The following is a 23,899-nucleotide window of genomic DNA, read 5'->3' as shown; positions in this document are numbered from 1 at the left end:
TTATATCTATTACTACAACAATAAACGGATTAAAACAAAGCTGGCCGGAAAAACTCCGGTTCAATACCGAAGTCTTTCCGACCAGCTAGTTGCTTAAACTTCTCTCCAATTTTTGGGGTTCAGTTCACAACCTCTTTTATGAAAATTATTCGTATTTATCAGAAAATTAGTTTGATTTCACATCAAGCGCCATAAAGTTAGCAACCTTTTCCGCTTCATCAGAAACTAATTGCAAGGTTGCCAGACGATTCTGCTTGACAGCTTCATCGTCAACCATAACCATCGTTTGGTCAAAGTATGCAGCAATAGCTGGTTGCAAACTTAATAATGCAGCAACTAATTCATCAGTCGTAAATGCTTTATCAGCGAATGACCCAATTACATCATAAAGTTGCTTTTCGGCTTCATTTTCAAACAAAGCCGTATCAACAGCTGCATCCGTTGGGTTTTTAGAAGTTAAGCGCATCACACGAGTTAATGATTCGACACCTTCACGGAACATTGAGTCTTCACTATGCGCCAATAACGCACTCGTTGATGTAAACATTTGCGTTGTATCTGTTAACTTACCAGTAGTTACCGCGTTGATAACATCATAACGAACCTTTTCAGTCTGTAATGCTTTAACAACACGATCAGTTAAGAATGCAATGACATCATTAATCACAGCTTGCAAGTTATGGGCAACATCTTCAGGAAGTCCCATATAACTGTCATCCGCTAAGACATCATCTGCCAAGGTTGATAGAAGGTCATTGACTGGCAAGTGCCAATCGTTCGCATGCAAAATATTAACCACACCAGAAGCAGCACGACGTAGCGCATATGGATCATTAGAACCTGATGGCATCATACCACCCGCAAAGAATGATAGTAGACTATCTAACTTATCAGCCAAGGCCAAAACTTTACCAAGCACAGATTCTGGTAGATCCCCGTCAGCAGAAATTGGCATATAATGCTCACGGATAGCTTGAGCAACGGCTGGGTCTTCGCCAAACAACAAGGCGTACTTCTCACCCATCACACCTTGCAATTCGTCAAATTCGCCAACCATGCCCGTCATTAAGTCGAACTTATAAATCTCGGCAGCACGAGCTAATTGATGCTGTTGGTTTTCAGACAATGAAATATTGTGACCAATTATGGCAGCTAATGCTTGAACACGAGTTGTATGACTAGCAACTGAACCTAATTTGGCGTGGAACGAAACAACCTTCAACTTATTATTATAAAAGTCTATGTCATTCTTTTGGTCTTCATGATAAAAGAACTTGGCATCTTCCAAACGAGCAACCAACACTTTTTCATTTCCAGCAATAACGTTATCTAAGTGTTCATTATTACCATTACGTACTGAAACAAAATATGATAATAATGATCCTGACTCATCAATAACATGGAAGAATCGTTGGTGCTCACGCATTGAAGTAATCAAAACTTCATCAGGTAATTCTAAGTACTCCGCATCAAAACGACCAACAAAGGCAGTTGGATACTCAACAATATTATTAACTTCCTCTAATAAGTCAGCATCCTTTTCAATCTGCCATTTGTTTTCTGCTGCAAGTGCATCAATTTGAGCGACAATATTCGCCTTACGCTTATCAGCATCTGCCTGGACGTAAACTTTTTCCAAATCATTTTCGTAATCAGTTGCATTTTCAATGTCAATGGTTTGACCCAAGAAACGGTGACCACGTGTTTCGCGTCCTGAAATGACATCTAAGATATTAATTGGCACAATCGTATCATCAAGTAAGGCAACAATCCAACGAATTGGTCGTACATACTCAAACGTATGACGTGCCCACTTCATCGTTGTTGTAAATGTCATACTTGTGATCACTTCTTTAAAGCCTGCTAAAACTTCTGCAGCTGGTTGACCAGCTTCGAACTTTGTCACAAAAATATACTCATTACCCTTGAATTCTTTAAAAGTAATATCGTCAGTGGTCATTCCTTGACCACGAGCAAATCCTTGGGCTGCCTTTGAATAATTACCTTCTTTATCAAAAGCGGCTTTTTTAGCAGGTCCTTTAATTTCTTTCGTTAAATCATCTGCTTTATCGGCAACATCTGAAATTAAGATTGCCAAACGACGAGGTGTTGAAAATGGCTTGATGTCACCATATTGTAACCGGTTTTCTTTCATAAAATCTGCTGCACGTTCAACCAGTTGATCAATTGCTGGTGTCACCAAATGTGCTGGCATTTCTTCTAAACCAATCTCTAATAAAAAGTTTGCCATATTAGTTTTCCTCCTCGTCAGCTGGCAAGTACTTTGCCCGCAATTCTTCATCCTTTAATAGTGGGAAGCCTAGTTTCTTACGCTCATCAATAAATGCACGTGCGACTGAACGAGCCATGTTTCGAATACGTGAAAGATATTTTGCACGCTCGGTAACAGACACAGTACCACGAGCATCTAGCAAATTAAATGTGTGTGATGACTTCAAGATATAATCATAGGCTGGATGAACAAGGCCTTCTGCTAATAATTTTTTAGCTTCCGCTTCATACTCGTTAAAATGACGTAGCAACATCTCTGAATCTGACTTTTCAAATGAATAAACGGAATGCTCATATTCAGGTTCCTTAAAGATATCACCATACATTACGCCATTTCCCCATTCCAAATCATAAACAGTTGGCACATCCTGAATATACGAAGCTAAACGCTCCAAACCGTAAGTAATTTCAGATGTTACAGCATCGACTTGGATGCCTCCAACTTGTTGGAAATAAGTAAACTGGGTCACTTCCATACCATCAAGCCAAATTTCCCAACCAATACCAGCAGCTCCCATTGATGGGTTTTCCCAGTTATCTTCAACAAAGCGAATATCATGAGCTAACGGATCAATTCCCAGTGCCTGTAATGAATTCAAATATAATTCTTGAATATTATCAGGGGATGGCTTCATAACTACTTGAAACTGGTGATGCTGATAAAGACGATTAGGATTATCACCATAGCGACCATCAGCTGGTCGACGTGATGGCTCAACGTAGGCTGCGTGCCATGGTTCAGGACCATTCGCACGCAAAAAAGTAAATGGGCTCATAGTTCCCGCACCTTTTTCGGTATCATAGGCCTCCATTAACATGGCTCCTTGGTCAGCCCAAAACTTTTGTAACGTCAAAATAATATCTTGCACACTCATTTTTGCGCTCATTATGACAAATATTCCTTTCTTTCTACTGAGCAAAGCCACAAAAAAGCCCTACATCAACCATCAAACATTGGTTAATGTAGGGACGATAATTTCGCGGTTCCACCCTACTTCTAGTACCGAAATACTAGCAGCTTTTTTAATTGAGTTTATTAATTAGTAGTGCCCCTTAATTATTACTAGACCACCCTCACATTAACGATGGCTTGCTGCGCTAATAACAGATTAATTTTTCCACTAATTGTCGTAAGCTTTACAATTTATAAGTTTAGCACGCCTTACTTACTTGTCAATAAGGACATTTCATGGTGTTCAGTTATCATCATTTTCTTCACGCTTTATCATTCGATTTTGCCAAGAAGCTAACTGCTGAATAAATGACTTTGATTTTAAATGAATACCAACTTGATCATCATACAGTTTGTCCATCACACGCGCCATTTCTTGTTTCGTTTGCAGCTTTAAATCCAAAGTACCAACTAATCTTAGGTCAATGTGTGCCAATTTAGATAGAATACGCACCGCCTTAGCGTCTGCATGTAAACGATGCTCATCAACCGACCAATGTTGTTGACACAAGGTGCCATTTAATTCTTCAGAGAAATCCAATGGCAGATCACTACGACCACAAATCACACATTGTCCCCAAGTAGGTCGTATACCAAAAACAGATAATAACTGTATCTCAAAATAATTTGCAATCCCTTGTGGATCAAGACCGTTCTGTAATTTATCAAGTGCTTCAATAATCAAATCATACCATTTCGTAATAGGTTGATTATCGACAAAGGCCGCATCAATCAAGCCCAAAATATAGGTCATATATGCATTTAAAACAATATCCGTCATTAAGAATGTTGTATCTTTAGTCGCCTTCACATCATTAATAAAACTTAAACCAGTCGTATTAATCGTTCCCTCAAAGGTGGCTGCACTCAGTGGTTGGATTTCGGCCGTAAATTGATACCTTTGGCTTTTGCCATGACGAATATAAAACATTCGTTTGCCCGCTTGACGTGTTAACATTTTGACCATTAAGTCCTTTTCTTTATGGTCGCGTTGATACATGACAATTGCATCAAAAATTTCTGTCATTTTATTCACCTATTAAAAAAGAGTGAGACAAAATCACTGCTAAACTCTTACTTTTTACTATATATCTGAATCTTCCTTGTAACCATATGACTGTAAAGCTTGTGGTTTATCTCGCCAACGATCTTCCACCTTCACCCAAGTTTCAAGGAATATTTTGTCACCAAGTAAACGTTCAATATCTTTACGGGCACGTATCCCAATTTCCTTGATCATAGCACCACGCTTACCGATGATAATATTTTTTTGACTTGGACGTTCAACAACAATCGTTGCTTGAACATGTAGCTTTTGTTCATCCTCACGAGCAATCTTATCAATAACGACTGCAACGGAATGCGGTACCTCTTGACGTGTTAACTCCAAAACTTTTTCACGAATCAATTCACTCATAATAAAACGTTCCGGGTGATCTGTTAATTGATCTGCTGGATAATACTGTGGTCCAGCAGCCATATGATCCATTGTAAACTGCAGCAACTCCGGTACACCCTCACCTGTTAGGGCAGAAATTGGGAAAATTTCGGCAAAGTCCATCTGTGCATTGTAATCTGCAATTTGATTCAACACCTCAGCACGGTCAATTAAGTCTACTTTGTTAATAATCAAATAAACTGGCGTATTTGATTCTTTTAAACGGTTAATGATGAAATCGTCACCAACGCCACGTTCTTGATCTGCATTCACTAACAACCAGACCATATCTGACTCACGTAGCGCTGACATCGCAGTTTTCACCATATAATCTCCTAATGAGTTATGAGGTTTATGGATACCAGGCGTATCCATGAAAACCATCTGACCTTCATTAGTCGTGTAAATACCTTGGATTTTATTACGGGTCGTCTGGGCTTTAGGTGACATGATGGCAATTTTTTCACCAATCATCTTATTTAAAAGCGTTGATTTTCCAACATTTGGTCGACCAACAAGGGCAATAAACCCAGACTTAAATTCTTGTTCGCTCATTAAACTTCTCTCTATTTCTTTTTTATTATCTAAAAATCATTTGTAAATTGGGTAGCAAATATGGTTGAAAAATTAGGATACCGACAACAATTGCAAAAGCAGCGGCAGCCAAGACGCCCCCGGATGCAACATCCTTAGCGACTTTAGCTAGCGGATGATAATTTTCACCCACTATCAAGTCAACAATTGCTTCAACAACTGTGTTCAAAAACTCCGCACTAATCACAGTAAAGACGGCGACTGAAATCCACAACCAATCTGAGCGTCCTAAATCAACGTAAATTCCTACGATTAGTACCACACAAGCAGCAAATATGTGAAAACGCATATTACGCTCACGTACCAATAATTCACCAATTCCCGCCATGGCATGACCGAACGCTTGCACAAAATGGGAATTTTTGTGAACTTGATGGGTATCTTCTTTTTTCTTATTATCTTTTGAGTCCATAGCTATCTAATATTTCACGCTGCAAATCAAACATGATTTTTTCATCTGCTTCACTTCGCATGTGGTCGTATCCGTTTAAGTGTAAGAATCCATGTACGACCAAAAATCCTAGTTCACGTTCATATGAGTGCTCAAGATATTCAGCTTGCTCACTGATTTTATCAACTGAAACAATGATATCACCAATATTCTTCGCGATATCATCTACCATCTCATCATCCATCAATAAAGGCATATCATCACCATCATCTTCGATAGCAAAAGAAATAACATCAGTTGCTTTATCTAAACCACGATATTCCCGATTATATCTTTGAATCTCATCATTATTAACAAAAGTTACCGACATTTCGGTATCATCTGGCAAAGATAGATAATTACCAGCATAATTTAAAACATCGTTAACTAATTTTACTTGTTCCTCTGGAACGCCTGGTTTTGATTGATCGATTATTGCTAAATCCATTTTTATTCCTTTTCACTTGTTTGATTTTGTTTAACATCGTACGCCTCATAAGCATTAACAATTGCCCCAACAACCGGGTGTCGAACAACATCATCTGCATCAAATGTCACAAAAGAAATATGTTGCACATCTGATAACACTCTTTGCGCCTGAATCAACCCAGACCGCGTCTTTGTTGGTAAGTCAATTTGTGAAATATCACCATTAACGAGCATTTTTGAGCCAAATCCTAGACGTGTTAAGAACATTTTCATTTGTTGTGGCGTTGTGTTTTGGGCCTCATCTAAAATAATAAATGCATCATCTAATGTACGACCACGCATATATGCCAATGGGGCAATTTCAATCGTTTCACGCTCCATCAAACGTTCTGTATGCTCCTTACCCAAAATGGCATATAGTGCATCATAAATTGGACGTAAATAAGGGTCAACTTTTTCCTTCAAATCACCTGGTAAAAAGCCAAGACTTTCACCTGCCTCAACCGCTGGACGTGTAATGATAATGCGTTCGACATCCCCACGCTTCATTGCCGCAACCGCCATGACAACGGCCAAATACGTTTTACCCGTTCCTGCTGGTCCAATCCCAAATGTAATATCATTTTGGCGAATAGCATGAATATAACGGCGCTGGCCATAATTTTTAACTCTTACCGGGCGACCTTTAACATCACGTAGTAGCGTTTCAGTATACATATCTTCAAAGTATTCTATTGTACCACGCTCAGCCATATTGATAGCAGATACAATATCAGCGGGACCTATTTTGACACCCCGTCTTATCAATGATGTTAACGCCGAGACTACTGAATAAGCAGCTGCAACCTTTTCCGCATCACCCTTTATCGTTAGTTGATCACCCAAAACCGATAAGGTCACTGCCAAACCTTCTTCAATCAATTTTAGCTGACTGTCTTGTGGTCCGACTAAACCAATTTCTTGTTCTGCATTTTCAAAATGATAAATTTTTTCAACTTGAGTTGCCAAACGTTAAATCCCTCACATTTCAATGTTTTTTGCTTAAGTATAGTATAACGCAAATATTTATGTATCGGGGAGACCCCCGTTTTGGAATTATAGTAGTGATTGCACTTTTTGGCTAACTAGCTTACCATCAGCTTTTCCTTTAACCTTTGGCATCAATGCGCCCATTACCTTACCCATATCAGCCTTGCTTGTAGCGCCAACTTCACTGATAGTTGTCTTAACAATGTCTTCCACTTCTGATTCAGACAATTGTTTAGGCATATATTTATTTAAAACATCAATTTGTTGCTGAATATTTTGTGCCAAATCATCACGATTTGCCTCCTGATAAGAATCCAACTCTTCCACACGTTGTTTCATTTCACGTGATAACACGGTCATTTCTTCGTCAGGTGTCAAGTCATGCCCTAACTGAATTTGCTCATTTGACAATGCAGACTTGACCATGCGGATGACACTAAGTGTTTCCTTATCCTTTGCCTTCATGGCCACTTTCATATCTTCTGTTAATTGTGCTAATAGTCCCATGGTATACTCCTATTTTTTCTTCATTATACAACAAAACCGGACTACCAACTAGGATAGCCCGGTGCGAACCGTTTTAACGGCCCTTCTTGTTCTTGCGCTTACGTGCGGCCTCAGCCTTCAACTTACGTTGTACTGATGGCTTGATGTAAAATTCACGCTTACGGTATTCTTGTAGAGTACCGTCCTTTGATACACCACGCTTAAAGCGACGGAGAGCATCATCAAGAGACTCATTCTTACGAACAACAGTCTTTGCCATAATGTTTACCCTCCCTTCACGTGTGAAGATTTCAACTTATATTTAATATATGTCGCACACTTTGTTCTTTATTATTCTATCAAAATAAGCGTGTTTGTCAATCGTCACTTTGAAAATAGCCGCCTATAATTTTGGCTCATAGAAGCCACCAAAGATCCGATCAACTCGCCATAACGATGCCCATGCCGTTGGATCTACCCGGTAAATAGCCTCATGTAATTCAAATTGCTCGTACATCGAAATAACTGTAAACAAAATTTCTTTTTTTCGATGATTGTAACCGCCTTCAGCCTGATGAACAATCGTGATACCACGATGCAAACCATCCTGAATTTCAGCAATTACCTTCTCTGGCTCTTCTGTAACAATCATCACTTGCATTTTCTGTTGTCTTGTATAAACTAAATCGATTACACGTGCATTAACTACTAATCCAATTGCCGTAAATAACGCATATTGGACACCGAACATGATACCAGATGCCACTAGAATAAAGAAATTAAAGGTTAAATTCACTGCCCCCATTTTGGCACCCGTTCTACGTCGAACAATGATACCAATAATATCCAATCCACCGGTCGATAACCCATTACGTAAAGCAAATCCTGTTCCAAAACCATTGATGGCACCACCAAAAATCGCCATTGCTAAGGGATCATCTGTCCACAAATGGGTGGGTTGCTTTATCCAATTCATGGCAATAGCTGCTAACAAGATGGCCAGGCCAGTAAAGAAAGCAAAACGCTTACCAATTTTTCGATAAGCCAAAATAAATAACGGTAAGTTCAGCAAAACTAACCAAACACCAACGGGTATTTGGACACCAATCAATCTAGTTACTAATGTATTTAGTAACTGCGCTAACCCAGTAAATCCCGATGAGTAAATATGACCTGGTGTCCAAAAAAAGTTCAAGGCAACCGCCGAAGCCAAAGCATAAATCATGGCACTACCAAAACGACTTGAATATTGATGCTGATTAAAATACTGTTCTAACTGCTCCATTTTCCCTATTCTTTCATAATACACTGCAATAAGTCCGTTTATGATTTTATCATGCGATGTACTTTTATCCAAGTTATTAAACTAAAAGCTTGTCGTCCCACCAAGACAATCTTTTATCATATGTTCCTAGTCGCAATTTACAAGCTTTTTAGTTAATAATAAAGGCGGAACATTTTTATCTGTTCCGCCCTATTTATTGATTAAATTAATAACTATTTAGTAATATCAAACGTATGCGTAACTGCAAGTTATTACTCTTCTGCCATATTTGGTGCAGTGACATCAGCGTATTCTGGTGCCGTTAACTTCAAATCGCCAATAATTTGTGCTTTAGCTACTGGTGTTGGTGCCTCAGTCATTGGCTCTGTTGCCTTAGAGTTCTTAGGGAAGGCAATCACTTCACGAATGTTATCCTGACCAGCCAACAACATAGCTAATCGATCAAGTCCTAGCGCAATACCACCCATTGGTGGGAAACCATACTCCATACCTTCCAAGAGGAACCCAAAGGCTTCATGTGCTGCTTCTTTAGTAAATCCTAACGCAGACAACATCTTTTCCTGTACAGCCATCTGATGAATACGGATTGAACCAGAACCTAGTTCATAACCATTCAACACTAGATCATAAGATTGTGCATGCGCCTTGTGGGCACCTTCAGTCGTTTCCAATAATGGCAAATCCTCTTCATTTGGCATCGTAAATGGATGATGAGCAGCAATCCAACGGTCCTCTTCTGGTTGGTAATCAAACAATGGCCAGTTAACAACCCAAGCAAAGGCCCACTTACTTTCATCGATCAAATCTAATTCTTGTGCCGTTCGACGACGTAGCGCATCCAAAGTTGCAGCAACAATATTCTCATTATCTGCTGCGAATAATAGCAAATCACCAGCCTGTGCGTTTGTTTCTGCTAACAAATCAGCTTCTTTATTTTTAAGGAACTTCGCAATTGGTCCAGAAATACCCTCATCGCTAACTTTTAGCCAAGCTAATCCTTTGGCACCAAAACGCGCAACATATTGGGCCATCTTATCAATGTCCTTACGAGAATAGTGTTCTGCCCCACCAGGTACGACGATTGCCTTTACTTCACCACCATTCTTGATAGCATTCGCAAAGACACCAAATTCTGAATCAGCCATTAATGTTGATAGATCTTGCAACTCCAAACCAAAGCGCATATCAGGCTTATCGGTTCCAAAACGACGCATTGACTCAGCATAATCCAAAACAGGAATAGTCGTCTTATCAAGATCGTAATTCACAGTCCGTTTCATAATGGCTGCTACCCAATCAGATACCAAATCCATGATTTCATCTTGATTCATAAATGACATTTCAACATCAAGTTGTGTAAATTCAGGTTGACGATCACCACGTAAATCTTCATCACGGAAAGCACGCGCAACTTGATAGTAACGGTCAAAACCAGCTCCCATCAACAATTGCTTAAACAATTGCGGTGACTGAGGCAATGCATAAAATGAACCAGGATAGACACGTGATGGCACCAAATAGTCACGTGCTCCTTCAGGTGTTGATTTTGCAAGATATGGTGTTTCAATATCGATAAAGCCATTTGCATCCAAAAATTCATGCGTTGCAGCTGTTATCTTTGAACGGATTCGTAAATTGCGTTGCATTTCAGGACGACGTAAGTCCAAGTAACGGTACTTTAAACGTAATTCATCAGAAACATTGATGTCATCTTCAATATAGAAGGGTGTTGTCTTTGATTCTGATAAAATTTTAGCAGCTGTGACGTGTACTTCAATTTTACCAGAACGCAAATTTTCATTAACCGCTCCTTCACCACGTGACTGAACAGTTCCAGTAACTTCAATAACGTATTCCGTACGCATATCTTCAGCAACTTTTAAAGCTGTTTCGCCAAATTCGTTTGAAAAGGCTAATTGGACGATACCTTCACGATCACGTAAATCAACAAAAATTAAGCCACCTAAATCACGGCGTTTCTGTACCCATCCCTGAAGCGTTACTTCCTGCTCTAAATACGCTTCGTCAATTAATCCTGCATAGTTTGTTCGTTTCATTATTACTTATTCTCCTTCATCTTCAGGTGACTTTATATATTCTGGTAAGTTAGTGTACAATTCAGCAAGCTTAATAGAAGTTTCTTTACCTGTTGCCATGTCTTTCAAATGAGCAGATTGTTCTGCGAGCTCACGTTCACCAATGGTAATCATGTAACGCGCATTTAAACGATTAGCTGTCTTGAATTGCGCCTTTAGCTTGCGGTCTTCATAATCGCGATCGGCACTGTAACCAAATGAACGAATTGCTTGAACCATTTGCATCGCTGTAATATCAGTATCCTGCCCTTGATTAGCTACATAAATGTCTAATTTATTTTTTTCTGGTAGGGGTGCATTTTCTGATTCTAACAGTAACATTAGTCGTTCTAATCCGATTCCAAAACCAACACCAGCCATTTCAGGGCCACCGAACTCTGATACTAAGCCGTTGTAGCGACCACCACCAGTAATCGTTGACCAACCATGTCCCAAAGCCTTTGACTTCGTCATCACTTCAAAAATTGTGTGGTTATAGTAATCAAGGCCACGCACCACATTTTCATCAATTTCATAATCAATACCTAAAGCATCCAAATATTGTTGAACTTTTTGCCAATGACTTTGTGCATCTTCCGTCAAGTAGTCCAAAATTGATGGTGCATCAGCCACAATTTCCTGATCCTTAGCATCTTTTGAGTCCAAAACTCGCAATGGATTTTTCTCTAATCGCTCTTGAGAGTCCTGTGACAATTCATCAAAGTGGGGTTTTAAGAAATCAATCAATGCTTGGCGGTAGTTTTCACGAGACTCCTTATCACCTAATGAATTAACCTTAACCTTTAAGTTGGTGATTCCTAAGGTCTGGAAGAAATCAACCGCCATTGCAATAACCTCAGCATCAAGAGCTGGTGATTCTGAACCTAGTGCTTCAACCCCGATTTGATGAAATTGACGCATTCGACCAGCTTGTGGTCGCTCATAGCGAAACATTGGTCCAACATAAAATAGTTTATATGGCTTAGCATGTTCTGGTCCAAATAGTTTATTTTCCACAAAAGCACGTACTACACCGGCTGTTCCCTCAGGACGTAGCGCAATGTGTCGATCTCCCTTGTCCTTAAAATCATACATTTCTTTTGTCACAACATCTGAAGTATCTCCAGCTGATCGTGCAAAAACATCAAAGTTCTCGAAAATTGGCGTGCGAACTTCTGCATACTGGTAGTCGCTGAATAATAATCTAGCTGTTTCTTCTACATAATGCCACTTGATTGACTCAGCAGGTAGTAAATCAGCTGTCCCCTTTGGCTTTTGAAATAATTGCTTTGCCATAAAACTCTTCTCCTATTCGTTTTTACAAAATAAAAAAACACCCTTAACGATATCGCAAACATCGTCAAGGGTGCTTATCACAACAGCACGGTACCACCTTGTTTTTTTGGCTAATAGCCGTAACGTGGCTCTACGCACAAAAATTGTGACCTTAAAAGTGTCCCCTCAAAAACAACAACACGGACTTTCACCTATTTCCGCTCGCTTTGGTTATTCTTAATGAGTTTTCTTTCTCATCGGTTTTATTTATTACATCTTATTATCTTATAGTTCTAAAACGCCGTCAAGTAAACATCCTATTGCGCTGTTGTCGTTTGATTACTTAAATAATTTTGAATTCCCACTGGAATTGCCTTAGCAATCTTTTCTTGATAAGCCTTTGATTTAATTGATTTAAAGTCATCTTTTGAATTCATATAGCCATTTTCAAGCAAAACTGCTGGTACGGAATTATCACGAATAACCAAGAAATTACCATATTCAACACCTTTATTAACCAACGGCAGCGATAACTCAGCATTGATGTTGCTAGCAAGGTCATACGACCCATTATTTTTATGATAATAGTACGACGTATAGCCTGTGGCCGAGTTAGGTTCGGGTGACGAATCAAAATGGAACGAAATAAACATGTCTGCATGATTATCTTCTGCTACTTTAGGTATTTTAGCCAAATAAACTAATTTATCTGTATTACGAGTCATAATCACACGAGCACCACGTTGACGTAATTGTTTAGCAACACGCTTTGCCAACTGTAACGTGTATGTTTTTTCGTATTTATTATTTATCGATAACGAACCAACATCGGAACCACCATGGCCTGGATCAAGAACAATAGTTGTTTCTGATAGTGGTGTTACTGTCTTTAACGGTTTTTGCCTATGTAATAACCAGCCGGCCACCCAGCCAGTTGATTCATCCTCGCGACGAATTTGATACCAACCTTCAGACTTTTTTAGAATTTGTAAATGTTCACCTTTTTTTAATACGGAAACTGGCGCACTTTGAACGCCTTTTTGCTTTCGCAATGTCAAATTAGGAATTTGCACAGTTACTTGCTGTTTATGTAACAACACAACTGTCAACGAAATCGCCGTTCCAAGCATGACAATTACAATTGTTAACGGCACCCAGAATTTCATTAACCATTGTCGCAATACTTGTATTAAATCTTTCATGATTTGACCTCATATTCTGGTTATATACCCATTAGTTTACCCTTTTTTAGGCTAAATAGCGACACAAACTCATAAAAAAAGAGGGAGACAATTATTGTCACATTGAATTCTCAGATTTTTGAAATGCGTCGATGTTTTGAATTTTTAAAATCACCAATAGTTAATTTTAACCATAAAGAGGATGGAACATCTTCTTTTGTCCCATCCTCTAGTACATTGTAATCTATCTCAGTATAGACTGAAGCCTCTTAAAAAGCCTTACCTGTCCACTTACTTGCAGGCAATTCATCAAAATCATAGGTTGCAATATCAGCAGCATCTGTCACAACAGTATGAGCTGGTACAGACATCATCAAATTAATCGCACCTTCTTTTTCCTTGACTAAAATCACTGGTTTTTGAGTTGCCTCAGAATAGCCAATTTCCCACGCTGTACCTGGATCAACGTGTTCATTATCATAGTCAATAACCGCCACGACTACATCGGCTGGATCTAAGTGGTCTTTGTCACCTTTATAGATTGCCTCTGCCCATTCTGGCGAGCCAAATTCAAATTCATCGTGCACTTCCGTACGAGGACTAAAAAATTCAGACACTGTCTGATTATTCGTCAACGCCTCTTCTAACCGTTCAATACGATCAATTTATTCATCATCAAAAAATGGTCCAGCAAGATAAACGCGCTTCATAGTACTATCCTCTTTTATCAATCGTTTTAATGATATTATTTTATCAAATAAATAGCGAACAATCAATTAAAAATAGAACGTTTTTTGATTAATTTGTGAACTTAATGAAGCTTATTGATCGTTTTATCAACTTTTAATTACAGATATACTGACGTCGTTCATTTTTTAATCCATGAAGAACAAATTTGGCAGGATCACCTTTGAAGTCAAACTCCCGATCTGCTGCACCCTTTAGCTGATTATTAAATATCTTTTCGTAATCAGCAATCGTTACATACTGTCGATTAGCTAATAGGGTGTCAATTTGCCCGGTTACTAAGCCAGCACTAAAGTGTGGACGCAAAGTCAATGAATAAAACTCTCCCTCTGCACCAGATCCGTAAGAAAACATCCCAATACGATCACCAGCTTTGAGAGATTGTGAATTGTCTAGTAATGAATACAAACTTAGGTACAATGACCCTGTATATAGGTTACCAATTCGCTTATTGTACACACGGCTAGCTTCGAATTCATCCATTAACACGACCTGCTGTTCATCAGTTGCTTCAGGCAATACATCACGTAAGGCTTTCAATCCCATTTTAGTAAATGGCAAGTGAAAGGCTAACGCTTTAAAATCGGCAATGTCACGACCAGTTTTAGACTTATACCGTGTCCAAACCTTTTTGAAAAAGTCTTGATAGACATTTGATGAATATTTACCATCGACCCTAGCAGTATCCGCATAAACAGGACGCCAAAAATCCATGATATCTCGTGACAAGAATTGGCTATCTTGGTTAATTTCAGCAATCATGGGGTTAGCAGCTACCAACATGGCAACAGCACCACCACCTTGAGTGACTTCACCACTTGTTTGTAAACCATAGCGGGCAATATCAGAGGCAACCACGAGCACTTTTTCGTCAGGATGTAAGGTTACATAATCGCGAGCTTGCATTAGTGCGAAAGTCCCTGCATAACAGGCTTGCTTCAATTCGATTGTGCGCGCATAAGGGTTAATACCCAGTAATCGTTGTAAATAAACGGCCCCAGATTTAGAATTATCAATTCCCGATTCCGTTGCAAAAAGAATCATCGTAATTTTCTTACGATCTGAAGCTGTTAACATTTCATCAGCCGCATTTGCAGCCATCGTCACAACGTCTTGCGTTGATGGAATGACTGCTTGTTCCGTCTGGCCGATGCCAATTAGATATTTATTGGGTTCTTCACCACGTGCATTAGCTAATTCAACCATATCAATATATTGATGTGGTGAAAAGAAACTCATTTTATCAATTCCAATAATTGTCATTTTTCTACCTACCCATTGATTGCAACACTAATTTTTTTCATAATTTCACGAGCCAGCGTAATTTTACTCTGTAGTGGCAATGACTCTGGTTCATTATCCTTCGTCAAAATAGTCACTTGGTTCGTATCATATCCAAAACCGACTTGATCTTTTGACACATCATTCGCAACTAACATGTCAGCATTTTTCTTTTTCAACTTATTTTGGGCATAAGTCATCAAATTTTGGGTTTCAGCTGCAAAGCCAACTAAATACTGATCGGTTTTTGCTGAACCTAATTGAGCTAAAATATCAGGGTTTTCAACTAAGGTCAAGTGTAGTTGCCCTGAATCTTGCTTTTTGAGTTTGTTTTCAGCCGTCTGGGACATGCGGTAATCTGAAACGGCTGCAGCCATAATAATAACATCCGCATGTGGCAACATCACAAACATTTTATCCGATAATTCTTGTGCGGATTGAATGTGGATCGTTGTGACACCAACTGGATCAGGAAGCTGCGTCGTTGCTGATACCAAGGTCACATCAGCGCCCTGCTCAGCTGCCGCACGCGCTAGCGCATAGCCCATTTTACCTGACGAGCGATTTGAAATGTAACGTACCGGATCAATTGCTTCAACGGTTCCGCCTGCAGAAATAACAATTCGCTTATCTTTTAGCTGACCATGTTTTTGATAAATAGCAAGTTCGCTAAGCGTTAAGATTTCCTGGGGCTCTGGTAAACGACCTTTCCCAGCATAACCCTCTGCTAACATGCCATCAACTGGTTCAACGACAATGTCTCCATCTAACTGGATTTGTTGTAGATTCCTTTGCACAGCAGATTGTAAGTACATATTTTCGTTCATTGCTGGTGCAACAATCATTGGTGTATGTCTAGCAGCTAATACAGAACTAGCCGCATCATCGGCCACCCCATTAGCAATTTTCGCAATGATGTTGGCTGTTGCTGGAACGACAAAAAAATAATCTGCCCAATCGGCCAAAGCAATATGGTCAATGGATTCTCCCGTCTTATCGGTAAATAAATCTGTCAAAACGGGCTGACTTGTTAATACAGCCATTGTTTTCGGTGTGATAAATTCGGCAGCTGTTGCAGTCATGACGACTTTCACCGTTGCATCCATTTTTACCAATAAACGTGCAAATGACGCAGCTTTATATGCTGCAACACCTCCACTAATGACTAATACTATGTTTTTTTGTGAAAACATACGCTTTTCTCCTTAGTTTAAAAAATCCGGATATATTTAGTTTACCATGAACAACAAGCCTTAAATTAAAAACAAATTGCTACCCGTTATTTTAAATGACAACCATGATAAATAACAATATTCAAGATTTTTTCAATAAATCCTTGCATCGTTTCAATTCATCTGGTATATTATTATTTGTTGTTGAAACAGAGGCAACATAGTTAACATTACATGGCTCATTGGTCAAGCGGTTAAGACTCCGGTTTTTCACACCGGCATCCAGGGTTCGACTCCCTGATGAGCTATTGGTTTCGACCAAAAAACTTCATATTTTTGGCTCATTGGTCAAGCGGTTAAGACTCCGGTTTTTCACACCGGCATCCAGGGTCCGACTCCCTGATGAGCTATTGATGTTACTAGGATACCTTTTATCCTAGTTTTTTTATACTTGAAACACACGCGCGATATCGGTATAATATTTAGTTGTGATGGAGCTATGGCAGAGTGGTAATGCAGCGGACTCGAAATCCGCCGAACCGGTGTTGAACCGGCGCACGGGTTCAAATCCCGTTGGCTCCTTTTTAGGGTTTACAAGTATCTCTATAAGTAAGAAAGCTCAACGCTAATCATGTACATGATTAGCGCTTTTATTTCGCTTAAAAAAACACCAGTAAATAAATACTCGTGTTCAATGGTTATACTGATATGATATCCAACTATTAAAAATTAATTAGCTTTTTCAACCCTTCCATCTGGATAAATGATGCCAATTGAACCAGTACTCGACCTGACATCACGTCCCCAAATAACTAAATTTTCTGATGGCGGAGCTGGCATAAAGGAAAAGCCCCAAGCCTTCATTTGAATCATTTTTTGTTCATACGTTAAAGGTGCAGTGACAATATAATCTAAGTTTTCTAAATCTTCATTTCGTTGTCGATCGCTTTCAGCAATACCTGCATTATCCTGCTGACTTTCTTCAACCGAATGGCCGTACGCATTAACTTCTTGGCTCTCTTCAGTTACCTCATTTTGTGAGCTCGTTATTTCATTAGCTGTGTCCTCATCATTACTGTCTTCACTTGATGAGCTACTATTAGTTTCTTCATGACTATTATTAGGCACTGTATGTTTTTTTACAGAGGATGCTGATTCTTGTGTGTCTATTTTATTTTGCTTGTTCAACTGATGAAAAACAAACGCACCACCAATAATAATTAATGCAGTAATAATAGTAATAGTTAGCACAATCCGTTTTTTAACTTTCTTGTAATGCTGTTGCCCCTTTGTCCGTTCCTGCCTTGAACTCATTGCCCTATCCTCTTTCGTTATTAAAGATATAGATCAAAAAATCTATCTTATGCCATACTGATGCAATTCTTCTTCTGTAGGCGATGGATAACCAGCGCCGCCCATTCCGCTAGGTTTTTCTAATATAATATTTTCGAAAATATTCTCACCATCGGCTTCTACTTGCCAACCTTGATTTTCTTCAAATTTGTAATCATCCGCAAGTCCTTCAGAGTTATCAACCTCTTTCACTTTAAGAATATTCCCATTATCAAAATAAACGGTAAATCCATGTGGTATTTCTGTCATGTAGCTAAAGTTTGGCGTATCTTTACTTCTATCATAATAGACTGACTTATTGATTCCTAATACAATTTCTTGCCGCTGACGAAGCATCTTCGTTTCATGCGCCGTTACATCATCACCTTCAGAACGATTTGAATTCATAACGTCTTCTGAACTACCTATAGCACCTGCTGAATCACTTGTGCTATCAACCATTGAACTTGAGTTTTCTAATTTGGCATTTTCTTCTGATGAAACATTACTCATTGAACTAGCTGACTCCATCTTGTTAGACTTATTTAACTGATGTGAAAGTCCCCAACCTATGCCACAAATCAACATTATCAACACAATAACAAATGCTATAATAATAGCTTTTATTTTGTGTCGTTGTTTTGCCTCTGTCCGTTCCTGCCTTGAGCTCATATATTCACCTCTTTCTCAAATTTCTAAACTAAGCCTGTCCTACTACATAAATATTGCAGCTAATATTGAGAACTAGCAAGTAATCCACGATATAAAAAATAGAAGTTTCTCAATATGTGTTAAAATTATCGTATATCATAACAAACAAATAGACATATACACCATATGTTTTTCATTCAGAAAGGACGATACTATGTACTGGAAAGGTTTATCTAAAACAACTGAAAAGCGCCTCTCAAAAGACAGTGTCACACCACTTTCTCAAACTGAGACACCAACACTATCAGAAACCAATAAGGATGGCTTACAAGACTTGTTAACCAGTCAAAATTAATCAATAGGTCCACTTTCAATATACTTTAATAATCAATATTCAAAAATTAATTAGTATGAACTTCCATCATACTAAAATAACGCTACTCAATTAATTGAATAGCGTTATTTATTTGGCTAGAGAGGCTTTGATCAATAGTGGAATAATCTGTTTTTTACGCGAAACAACACCTGGCTGATAACACATATCATGATTTAATTTAGTATTAAACGCGCGCTCAACAACTGCCCTTTCATCCCCCAACACCACTATCATAGAATCAATTTTTAGAATATCTGTCACAACAAACATAAATAAATCACAATAATTTTTTGAAATGTGTTTATTCATTTCATTCTTAATATCTGTTATTTTTTCTAAAACTGGTGCCATATCTGTCACGTATACTTGTGCTATGCGAATGTGTTTGCCATGAATAAAATATTCTTTGACATCACCATTAATAAAATCTTTGGCCGTATTATTATTTATTGCCGCACCTGCTTTTAACATTTCTGCACCATACCTATCAACATTAGCTACACCACTAATATCAGCTAAATCTTGGTAGGCCACACAATCCTTCTTAGTTGTCGTTGGCCCTTTTAATAGTAAAGTATCAGAAATGATAGCTGATAACATTAAGCCAGCTATTTTTTCAGGGATACTAATTCCTAATTCTTTATATTTAAAATAGATGATTGTCGCTGTTGCACCAACGGGTTCGCTTAATAAATAGATTGGTTTATTGGTCTCAATTTCAAGCTTATGATGATCAATAATTGCTAATACTTCTGAGTTTTTAAAGTCAGCTAATGATTGTGCAGTCTCATTATGATCAACTAATATAATTTGCTTATTAGCAACAGTTCTAACAACCGCTGGCGTTGGTATTTTAAAATAATCTAGTACATACCTTGTTTCTATATCTGGCTTTTGAGAGATAACCGGAATCGCTTTAAAATTGTATATTTCATTCAATAAATATGATAAGGACATAGCAGATCCAATTGCATCCGTATCTGGATGATTATGTCCTAATACATAAACTTCTGTCATATCTTTGCTCCGCCCCCCAATTATCTTTTGTTTCAGTATACCAGTCTATAAACACGCACTTCTATACCAAAACAGAAGCTTAATAAAAAGTCGATCAATAATATTAATAATTTGTAAGTTCTTTTTAAGTTATAAAGTGCTATAATCACTTATTAAATGTAAGAACATTAAGTAAGCATTTTAGATTTAATAAGAAACATGGAGTAGACAATGAACAAAATTTTTCAACACGGCACTCTCGAATTAATTATGGCTGGTTTATATGATGGTACCCTTAGCTTTTCAGAATTACTTGAAAATGGTGATGATGGCATTGGTACAACACATGGCTTAGATGGTGAAGTCACTATTCTTGACGGTCATGCTTACCAAACAAAGTCCTCAGGTGAAACAGTTGAGATCACTGATTTGAGTACAACCACGCCTTTTGCATCAGCCCACAAGGCCTCAACTAATAATGTAAAAGTTGACGATACACCACTAACCTTTGAATTACTAGAAAAATTAGTCAAGGAACAAAAGTTAAATAACACATTCCTATCGATCAAAGCCCACGGTACGCTTAAAAATCTTCAAGTTCGGGTTGCACCTAAACAGGAAAAACCATATCCAGATTTCGGTACGGTCGCTGCTAATCAACCAGTATTCAACTATGAAAATGTTACTGGTACCCTAGTTGGTGATTTTGGTAATGACTTGTATACTGGTGTGATGGCTGGTGGCTGGCACATTCACTTCATTAGTGATGATCGCACAGTCGGTGGCCATGTATTAAGTTTTGATACTGATAGCGTCGACTTAAAAATCGACATATTTGATACATTAAACTTGCATTTGCCAACGAACAATACAGACTTTACAAAACATAATGTCGACTTTGCTGGCTTACATGCTGCTATCTCACAGGCAGAAAAGTAAAAATATTTTACATAAGAAAACGACCAACCAATCATAACAATTTGTTATGGTCAGTTGGTCGCTTTTTAATTACCAGCCAATGTGATGACGTCCACTTGGTTCAACTAATTCACCAGCTTGATAGCTAGTAAAGGCCCTATGCATCACATCAAATGCTTGTTGTAATTCTTCCTCTTTAATCACTAGTGGCGGTTGGAAACGCAAAGTACTACCACGTAATGAAATCATCAACACACCTTGTTTAAATAGGTTATAGATAATTGTATTAGTCCCTTGTTCATCCCCCAAACCAGTCTCTGGATCAATGATATCGATACCACCATTCAATCCATATAGGCGAACATCACCTATAAAATTAAATGTGGCTTGTTCTTTTTCAAAAAACTGCTTAGCAAACTTACCAAGTTCGGCCGATCGTGCGACTAAACTTTCAGATTTAATCACGTCTAGCGTTGCCAACGCTGAAGCAGCACTGATAGGATTACCAGCTGTTGTATATACATTAGCTGGTGCATCAAGGCTTTGCATAATCTCTCGTCTACCTAAGACGGCACTTAATGGTAATCCAGATGCCATTGACTTTCTCATGGTAATCAAGTCCGGTTGTAGGCCAAAGTTCTCAAAAGACCAAAACTTACCTGTTCGACCATAACCTTGATTAACCTCATCAACGGCTAACAAAATACCATGCTCGTGAGCAAAAGCTGCTACTTTTTGCCAGTATCCTGCCGGTGGCGCCATAATGCCCCCATCCCCTTGAATTGCCTCAATCATAATAACCGCTGTCCCTTCAGCTGGTAAATAATTTTCGAAGGGTTCTTTAAACGCTGCAAACAGGCGCTCTGAAAAATCAGCATCGCTTTCACCAGGTAAACGCTTATCAGGTGATGGAAATGGCACTTTGTAAAAACCAGGTAATAATGGTCCCATTTTACGAGTCATATTTAAACTAACAGCCGATGCAGACATCGATCCATAAGTTGATCCATGATAGGCACCCACAAATGAAACAACATTTGGTCTTCCTGTATAACCACGTGCAAACTTAATCACTGCATCATTAGCATCTGAACCTGAATTTCCAAATACAACAATCCAGTCTTTTTCATCACCGGGAGCTAATTTCACCAACTCTGAAGCTAGCTTAGCCTCAGTTGACGTTGCAAAATATGCTGGCGTGTAATGAATCAACTTTTCTGCTTGTTCTTTAATAGCCTTAACAATCTTTGGGTGCGCATGACCTGTGTTCGTTGCACTAGCACTTGCTAACAAGTCAATGTACTCGTTACCAGCAACATCTTTTAAGATGGCCCCTTTTCCTGAATCGAGTACCACATCAAAATAATAAACGCGGCCCGCACCTGCAAAATTTTGTTCTTCTTGGTTTAAGATATCATTATTTTCATCCATGTTTGATAACTCACTCCCCCCTTAGTAAAAATAAATTTAACTACTTGTTTGATTTACTTCTTAATACGGAATGTTTTGCGCCATAAAGGAAGTACACAATAATTCCAATAATGAACCAAATCAATGCATAAAGCTTTGCTTCAGAACTCAAGCCCCAGAAGACCCAGACTGATAGTATTGCACCAATAGCCGGCGTTACAGGGTAACCTGGCATTTTAAAACCAGCCTTAGGCAAGTCTTTACCTTCACGCTTATGTAGTGAGTACATTGCTAATGAAACAAAGATAAACGCAATCAACGTACCAGCAGAAATTAGCTCTGATAGGAACGAGAATGGGAAGAATGATCCGACAATAACAGCGACAACTGTCAAAACGAGCAAACCACGGTTTGGCAATCCTTTATTTTCGGTAACTTCTCCTAACCACTTTGGCAACATACCATCACGGCCGAATGAATAAAGCAAGCGAGAACCAGCCATCATCATACCAATCAAGGCCGTTACCATTCCAACAACGGCAATTGTTGAAACAGTGGCTGCGACAATTGGATGACCAGCTTGTCGCAAGGCCCAACCAACCGGTTCAGCGTTATCAACATATTTTGTATACTTAAACATTCCCACAAGAACAAGTGAAACACCAATGAACAAAACAACTGCGATCAATAATGATCCCAAAATACCACGAGGCATTGTCTTTTGTGGATTTACCGCTTCCGCAGAATTTGAGGCAATCGAATCAAATCCAATGTACGCCAAGAAAATACCGGATACACCGGCCCAAATTCCTTGAAAACCACCAATAGTTGTGCCGTTAGGCGTATAGGCAGGAACGAATGGTGAATAATTTTCAGGGTGAATAGCTGTTAAACCAACCACAATAAATAGCAAAACGGCGAGCACTTTAATAACAACCAAGATAACTTCAACACGAGATGCCTCATGCACACCATGCGATAACAACCATGCTACGGCAATAATTGCGATAAAGGCAACAATATCAATAACCCCACCTTTAGGTCCACTAACCGATGATGCCCAACCAAATAATGAATGGGTATCAAGAGCACCTGATAATGCTGGTGGCAAATTAATACCAATTTGAGAAATCAACCCTCTAAAATTCGCTGATAACCCGGACCCAACAAACGCGACGGCAATGATATATTCAGCCAATAGTGCCCAACCTGCAATCCAACCAAATCCTTCACCAAATAGGACATTGATCCATGAATATGCCGATCCAGCGACTGGTAAAGTTGAGGCCATTTCGGCATACGCTAAAGCAACAAAACCAGCAACGACTGCCGCCAAAAGGAATGAAAATACCACACTAGGTCCGGCATAGTTAGCCGCGACAACACCTGGTAAAGTAAAAATAGCTGTCGAAACAATCGTTCCAACACCTAATGCTAAAAAGTCCTTTGTATGTAGGATACGTGGCATATCCGAATCTTTACTAATATATGTTGAAGCATCCTCACGCTCCAAAAATTTTGACCATAGCCCCATATAAAAATTCTCCTAA

24 protein-coding genes and 3 tRNA genes are annotated in these 23,899 nt (G+C 38.8%); 6 read left to right on the top strand and 21 right to left on the bottom strand.

The genetic code is table 11. From position 1 onward, the window contains the following. Positions 1-97, top strand: a 97-nt coding sequence (locus NGR58_RS02005; RefSeq protein WP_133296300.1) for an IS3 family transposase, incomplete at its 5' end; no start/stop codon positions are given. Positions 98-166: 69 nt separating this feature from the next. On the opposite strand, the gene glyS is transcribed toward NGR58_RS02005, so the two are convergent. From glyS to coaBC, 16 genes are all read right to left on the bottom strand, one after another. Further along, positions 167-2,251 carry a glycine--tRNA ligase subunit beta gene (gene glyS, locus NGR58_RS02000; RefSeq protein WP_258088038.1) on the bottom strand — a complete coding sequence of 695 codons (2,085 nt, stop codon included), beginning with the start codon at positions 2,249-2,251 and terminating at the stop codon, positions 167-169. Position 2,252: 1 nt separating this feature from the next. Then, positions 2,253-3,179: a glycine--tRNA ligase subunit alpha gene (gene glyQ / locus NGR58_RS01995; RefSeq protein ID WP_115471308.1), complete on the bottom strand. Its 927-nt coding sequence runs from the start codon at positions 3,177-3,179 to the stop codon at positions 2,253-2,255. A 309-nt stretch (positions 3,180-3,488) separates the two neighbouring features. Further along, positions 3,489-4,271 carry a DNA repair protein RecO gene (gene recO, locus NGR58_RS01990; RefSeq protein ID WP_258088037.1) on the bottom strand — a complete coding sequence of 261 codons (783 nt, stop codon included), beginning with the start codon at positions 4,269-4,271 and terminating at the stop codon, positions 3,489-3,491. A 57-nt stretch (positions 4,272-4,328) separates the two neighbouring features. Continuing rightward, positions 4,329-5,237, bottom strand: a complete 909-nt coding sequence (era, locus tag NGR58_RS01985; RefSeq protein ID WP_258088036.1) for a GTPase Era — start codon at positions 5,235-5,237, stop codon at positions 4,329-4,331. Between the two features lie 25 nt (positions 5,238-5,262). After that, positions 5,263-5,688: a diacylglycerol kinase family protein gene (locus NGR58_RS01980; RefSeq protein WP_258088035.1), complete on the bottom strand. Its 426-nt coding sequence runs from the start codon at positions 5,686-5,688 to the stop codon at positions 5,263-5,265. Further along, positions 5,672-6,154, bottom strand: coding sequence for an rRNA maturation RNase YbeY (gene ybeY, locus NGR58_RS01975; RefSeq protein WP_258088034.1), 483 nt, complete (start codon positions 6,152-6,154; stop codon positions 5,672-5,674). Before ybeY ends, NGR58_RS01980 begins: the two co-directional genes overlap by 17 nt. Positions 6,155-6,156: 2 nt before the next feature. Next, on the bottom strand, positions 6,157-7,143 hold the full coding sequence (locus NGR58_RS01970; RefSeq protein ID WP_258088033.1) for a PhoH family protein: 987 nt from the start codon (positions 7,141-7,143) through the stop codon (positions 6,157-6,159). Between the two features lie 87 nt (positions 7,144-7,230). Next, the gene (locus NGR58_RS01965; protein ID WP_258088032.1) at positions 7,231-7,671 is read right to left on the bottom strand and encodes a GatB/YqeY domain-containing protein; all 441 of its coding nucleotides are present in this window, start codon (positions 7,669-7,671) and stop codon (positions 7,231-7,233) included. Between the two features lie 73 nt (positions 7,672-7,744). Continuing rightward, a complete protein-coding gene (rpsU, locus tag NGR58_RS01960; RefSeq protein WP_002828392.1) occupies positions 7,745-7,930 on the bottom strand; it encodes a 30S ribosomal protein S21 in 186 nt (61 codons plus the stop codon). Between the two features lie 123 nt (positions 7,931-8,053). Next, complete coding sequence (locus NGR58_RS01955) at positions 8,054-8,935, bottom strand: YitT family protein (RefSeq protein WP_258088031.1); 882 nt, start codon at positions 8,933-8,935, stop codon at positions 8,054-8,056. Positions 8,936-9,186: 251 nt separating this feature from the next. After that, positions 9,187-10,992, bottom strand: a complete 1,806-nt coding sequence (gene aspS, locus NGR58_RS01950; protein WP_258088030.1) for an aspartate--tRNA ligase — start codon at positions 10,990-10,992, stop codon at positions 9,187-9,189. 6 nt (positions 10,993-10,998) lie between these two features. Next, on the bottom strand, positions 10,999-12,306 hold the full coding sequence (gene hisS / locus NGR58_RS01945; RefSeq protein ID WP_258088029.1) for a histidine--tRNA ligase: 1,308 nt from the start codon (positions 12,304-12,306) through the stop codon (positions 10,999-11,001). Positions 12,307-12,602: 296 nt separating this feature from the next. Beyond that, positions 12,603-13,487 (bottom strand): N-acetylmuramoyl-L-alanine amidase, encoded by an 885-nt coding sequence (locus NGR58_RS01940; protein ID WP_258088028.1) that lies wholly within the window; start codon positions 13,485-13,487, stop codon positions 12,603-12,605. 248 nt (positions 13,488-13,735) lie between these two features. Next, a complete protein-coding gene (locus NGR58_RS01935) occupies positions 13,736-14,131 on the bottom strand; it encodes a nucleoside 2-deoxyribosyltransferase (protein ID WP_258088040.1) in 396 nt (131 codons plus the stop codon). A 178-nt stretch (positions 14,132-14,309) separates the two neighbouring features. Next, positions 14,310-15,476: a hydroxymethylglutaryl-CoA synthase gene (locus NGR58_RS01930; protein ID WP_258088027.1), complete on the bottom strand. Its 1,167-nt coding sequence runs from the start codon at positions 15,474-15,476 to the stop codon at positions 14,310-14,312. An 8-nt stretch (positions 15,477-15,484) separates the two neighbouring features. Beyond that, the gene (gene coaBC, locus NGR58_RS01925; protein WP_258088026.1) at positions 15,485-16,687 is read right to left on the bottom strand and encodes a bifunctional phosphopantothenoylcysteine decarboxylase/phosphopantothenate--cysteine ligase CoaBC; all 1,203 of its coding nucleotides are present in this window, start codon (positions 16,685-16,687) and stop codon (positions 15,485-15,487) included. A gap of 215 nt (positions 16,688-16,902) precedes the next feature. On the opposite strand from coaBC, the gene NGR58_RS01920 reads away from it, so the two are divergent. The 3 genes from NGR58_RS01920 to NGR58_RS01910 all read left to right on the top strand — a co-directional run bounded on the left by NGR58_RS01920 (position 16,903) and on the right by NGR58_RS01910 (position 17,248). Next, positions 16,903-16,974: transfer RNA gene (locus tag NGR58_RS01920), tRNA-Glu, on the top strand. A gap of 30 nt (positions 16,975-17,004) precedes the next feature. Then, positions 17,005-17,076, top strand: a tRNA-Glu gene (locus NGR58_RS01915). Between the two features lie 83 nt (positions 17,077-17,159). Continuing rightward, a tRNA-Ser gene (locus NGR58_RS01910) sits at positions 17,160-17,248 on the top strand. Between the two features lie 147 nt (positions 17,249-17,395). Here the strand turns inward: NGR58_RS01910 and NGR58_RS01905 are convergent. Next, positions 17,396-17,980, bottom strand: coding sequence for a hypothetical protein (locus tag NGR58_RS01905; RefSeq protein WP_258088025.1), 585 nt, complete (start codon positions 17,978-17,980; stop codon positions 17,396-17,398). A 42-nt stretch (positions 17,981-18,022) separates the two neighbouring features. Continuing rightward, positions 18,023-18,670, bottom strand: a complete 648-nt coding sequence (locus NGR58_RS01900) for a hypothetical protein (protein WP_258088024.1) — start codon at positions 18,668-18,670, stop codon at positions 18,023-18,025. A gap of 193 nt (positions 18,671-18,863) precedes the next feature. Here NGR58_RS01900 and NGR58_RS01895 point away from each other — a divergent pair, with 193 nt between their 5' ends. Then, the gene (locus NGR58_RS01895; protein WP_258088023.1) at positions 18,864-19,004 is read left to right on the top strand and encodes a hypothetical protein; all 141 of its coding nucleotides are present in this window, start codon (positions 18,864-18,866) and stop codon (positions 19,002-19,004) included. A gap of 108 nt (positions 19,005-19,112) precedes the next feature. On the opposite strand, the gene NGR58_RS01890 is transcribed toward NGR58_RS01895, so the two are convergent. Next, complete coding sequence (locus tag NGR58_RS01890) at positions 19,113-20,042, bottom strand: manganese-dependent inorganic pyrophosphatase (RefSeq protein WP_258088022.1); 930 nt, start codon at positions 20,040-20,042, stop codon at positions 19,113-19,115. A gap of 210 nt (positions 20,043-20,252) precedes the next feature. Between NGR58_RS01890 and budA the strand changes: the two genes are divergently transcribed. Then, positions 20,253-20,960: an acetolactate decarboxylase gene (gene budA, locus NGR58_RS01885; protein WP_258088021.1), complete on the top strand. Its 708-nt coding sequence runs from the start codon at positions 20,253-20,255 to the stop codon at positions 20,958-20,960. A 69-nt stretch (positions 20,961-21,029) separates the two neighbouring features. On the opposite strand, the gene NGR58_RS01880 is transcribed toward budA, so the two are convergent. Together NGR58_RS01880 and NGR58_RS01875 are read right to left on the bottom strand one after the other, a co-directional pair. After that, the gene (locus NGR58_RS01880; RefSeq protein ID WP_258088020.1) at positions 21,030-22,370 is read right to left on the bottom strand and encodes an aspartate aminotransferase family protein; all 1,341 of its coding nucleotides are present in this window, start codon (positions 22,368-22,370) and stop codon (positions 21,030-21,032) included. Positions 22,371-22,410: 40 nt separating this feature from the next. Further along, positions 22,411-23,883 (bottom strand): APC family permease, encoded by a 1,473-nt coding sequence (locus tag NGR58_RS01875; protein ID WP_258088019.1) that lies wholly within the window; start codon positions 23,881-23,883, stop codon positions 22,411-22,413. Between the last annotated feature and the right edge of the window lie 16 nt (positions 23,884-23,899).

Source organism: Weissella fangxianensis (genome assembly GCF_024718545.1).
In the GTDB taxonomy this organism is placed as follows: Bacteria; Bacillota; Bacilli; order Lactobacillales; family Lactobacillaceae; genus Weissella; species Weissella fangxianensis.
The sequence above is the reverse complement of the archived record's forward strand: the minus strand, read 5'-3'. Positions and strand labels throughout refer to the sequence as shown.

Excerpts from the sequence above, each read along its gene's own strand:
- coaBC (WP_258088026.1), bottom strand. The coding sequence starts at position 16,687 with ATGTTTTCACAAAAAAACATAGTATTAGTCATTAGTGGAGGTGTTGCA.
- NGR58_RS01940 (WP_258088028.1), bottom strand. The coding sequence starts at position 13,487 with ATGAAAGATTTAATACAAGTATTGCGACAATGGTTAATGAAATTCTGG.
- rpsU (WP_002828392.1), bottom strand. The coding sequence starts at position 7,930 with ATGGCAAAGACTGTTGTTCGTAAGAATGAGTCTCTTGATGATGCTCTC.
- glyQ (WP_115471308.1), bottom strand. The coding sequence starts at position 3,179 with ATGAGCGCAAAAATGAGTGTGCAAGATATTATTTTGACGTTACAAAAG.
- NGR58_RS01965 (WP_258088032.1), bottom strand. The coding sequence starts at position 7,671 with ATGGGACTATTAGCACAATTAACAGAAGATATGAAAGTGGCCATGAAG.
- NGR58_RS01890 (WP_258088022.1), bottom strand. The coding sequence starts at position 20,042 with ATGACAGAAGTTTATGTATTAGGACATAATCATCCAGATACGGATGCA.
- hisS (WP_258088029.1), bottom strand. The coding sequence starts at position 12,306 with ATGGCAAAGCAATTATTTCAAAAGCCAAAGGGGACAGCTGATTTACTA.
- budA (WP_258088021.1), top strand. The coding sequence starts at position 20,253 with ATGAACAAAATTTTTCAACACGGCACTCTCGAATTAATTATGGCTGGT.
- recO (WP_258088037.1), bottom strand. The coding sequence starts at position 4,271 with ATGACAGAAATTTTTGATGCAATTGTCATGTATCAACGCGACCATAAA.
- era (WP_258088036.1), bottom strand. The coding sequence starts at position 5,237 with ATGAGCGAACAAGAATTTAAGTCTGGGTTTATTGCCCTTGTTGGTCGA.
- glyS (WP_258088038.1), bottom strand. The coding sequence starts at position 2,251 with ATGGCAAACTTTTTATTAGAGATTGGTTTAGAAGAAATGCCAGCACAT.
- NGR58_RS01955 (WP_258088031.1), bottom strand. The coding sequence starts at position 8,935 with ATGGAGCAGTTAGAACAGTATTTTAATCAGCATCAATATTCAAGTCGT.
- NGR58_RS01880 (WP_258088020.1), bottom strand. The coding sequence starts at position 22,370 with ATGGATGAAAATAATGATATCTTAAACCAAGAAGAACAAAATTTTGCA.
- NGR58_RS01905 (WP_258088025.1), bottom strand. The coding sequence starts at position 17,980 with ATGAGTTCAAGGCAGGAACGGACAAAGGGGCAACAGCATTACAAGAAA.
- ybeY (WP_258088034.1), bottom strand. The coding sequence starts at position 6,154 with ATGGATTTAGCAATAATCGATCAATCAAAACCAGGCGTTCCAGAGGAA.
- NGR58_RS01980 (WP_258088035.1), bottom strand. The coding sequence starts at position 5,688 with ATGGACTCAAAAGATAATAAGAAAAAAGAAGATACCCATCAAGTTCAC.
- NGR58_RS01900 (WP_258088024.1), bottom strand. The coding sequence starts at position 18,670 with ATGAGCTCAAGGCAGGAACGGACAGAGGCAAAACAACGACACAAAATA.
- NGR58_RS01875 (WP_258088019.1), bottom strand. The coding sequence starts at position 23,883 with ATGGGGCTATGGTCAAAATTTTTGGAGCGTGAGGATGCTTCAACATAT.
- aspS (WP_258088030.1), bottom strand. The coding sequence starts at position 10,992 with ATGAAACGAACAAACTATGCAGGATTAATTGACGAAGCGTATTTAGAG.
- NGR58_RS01895 (WP_258088023.1), top strand. The coding sequence starts at position 18,864 with ATGTACTGGAAAGGTTTATCTAAAACAACTGAAAAGCGCCTCTCAAAA.
- NGR58_RS01930 (WP_258088027.1), bottom strand. The coding sequence starts at position 15,476 with ATGACAATTATTGGAATTGATAAAATGAGTTTCTTTTCACCACATCAA.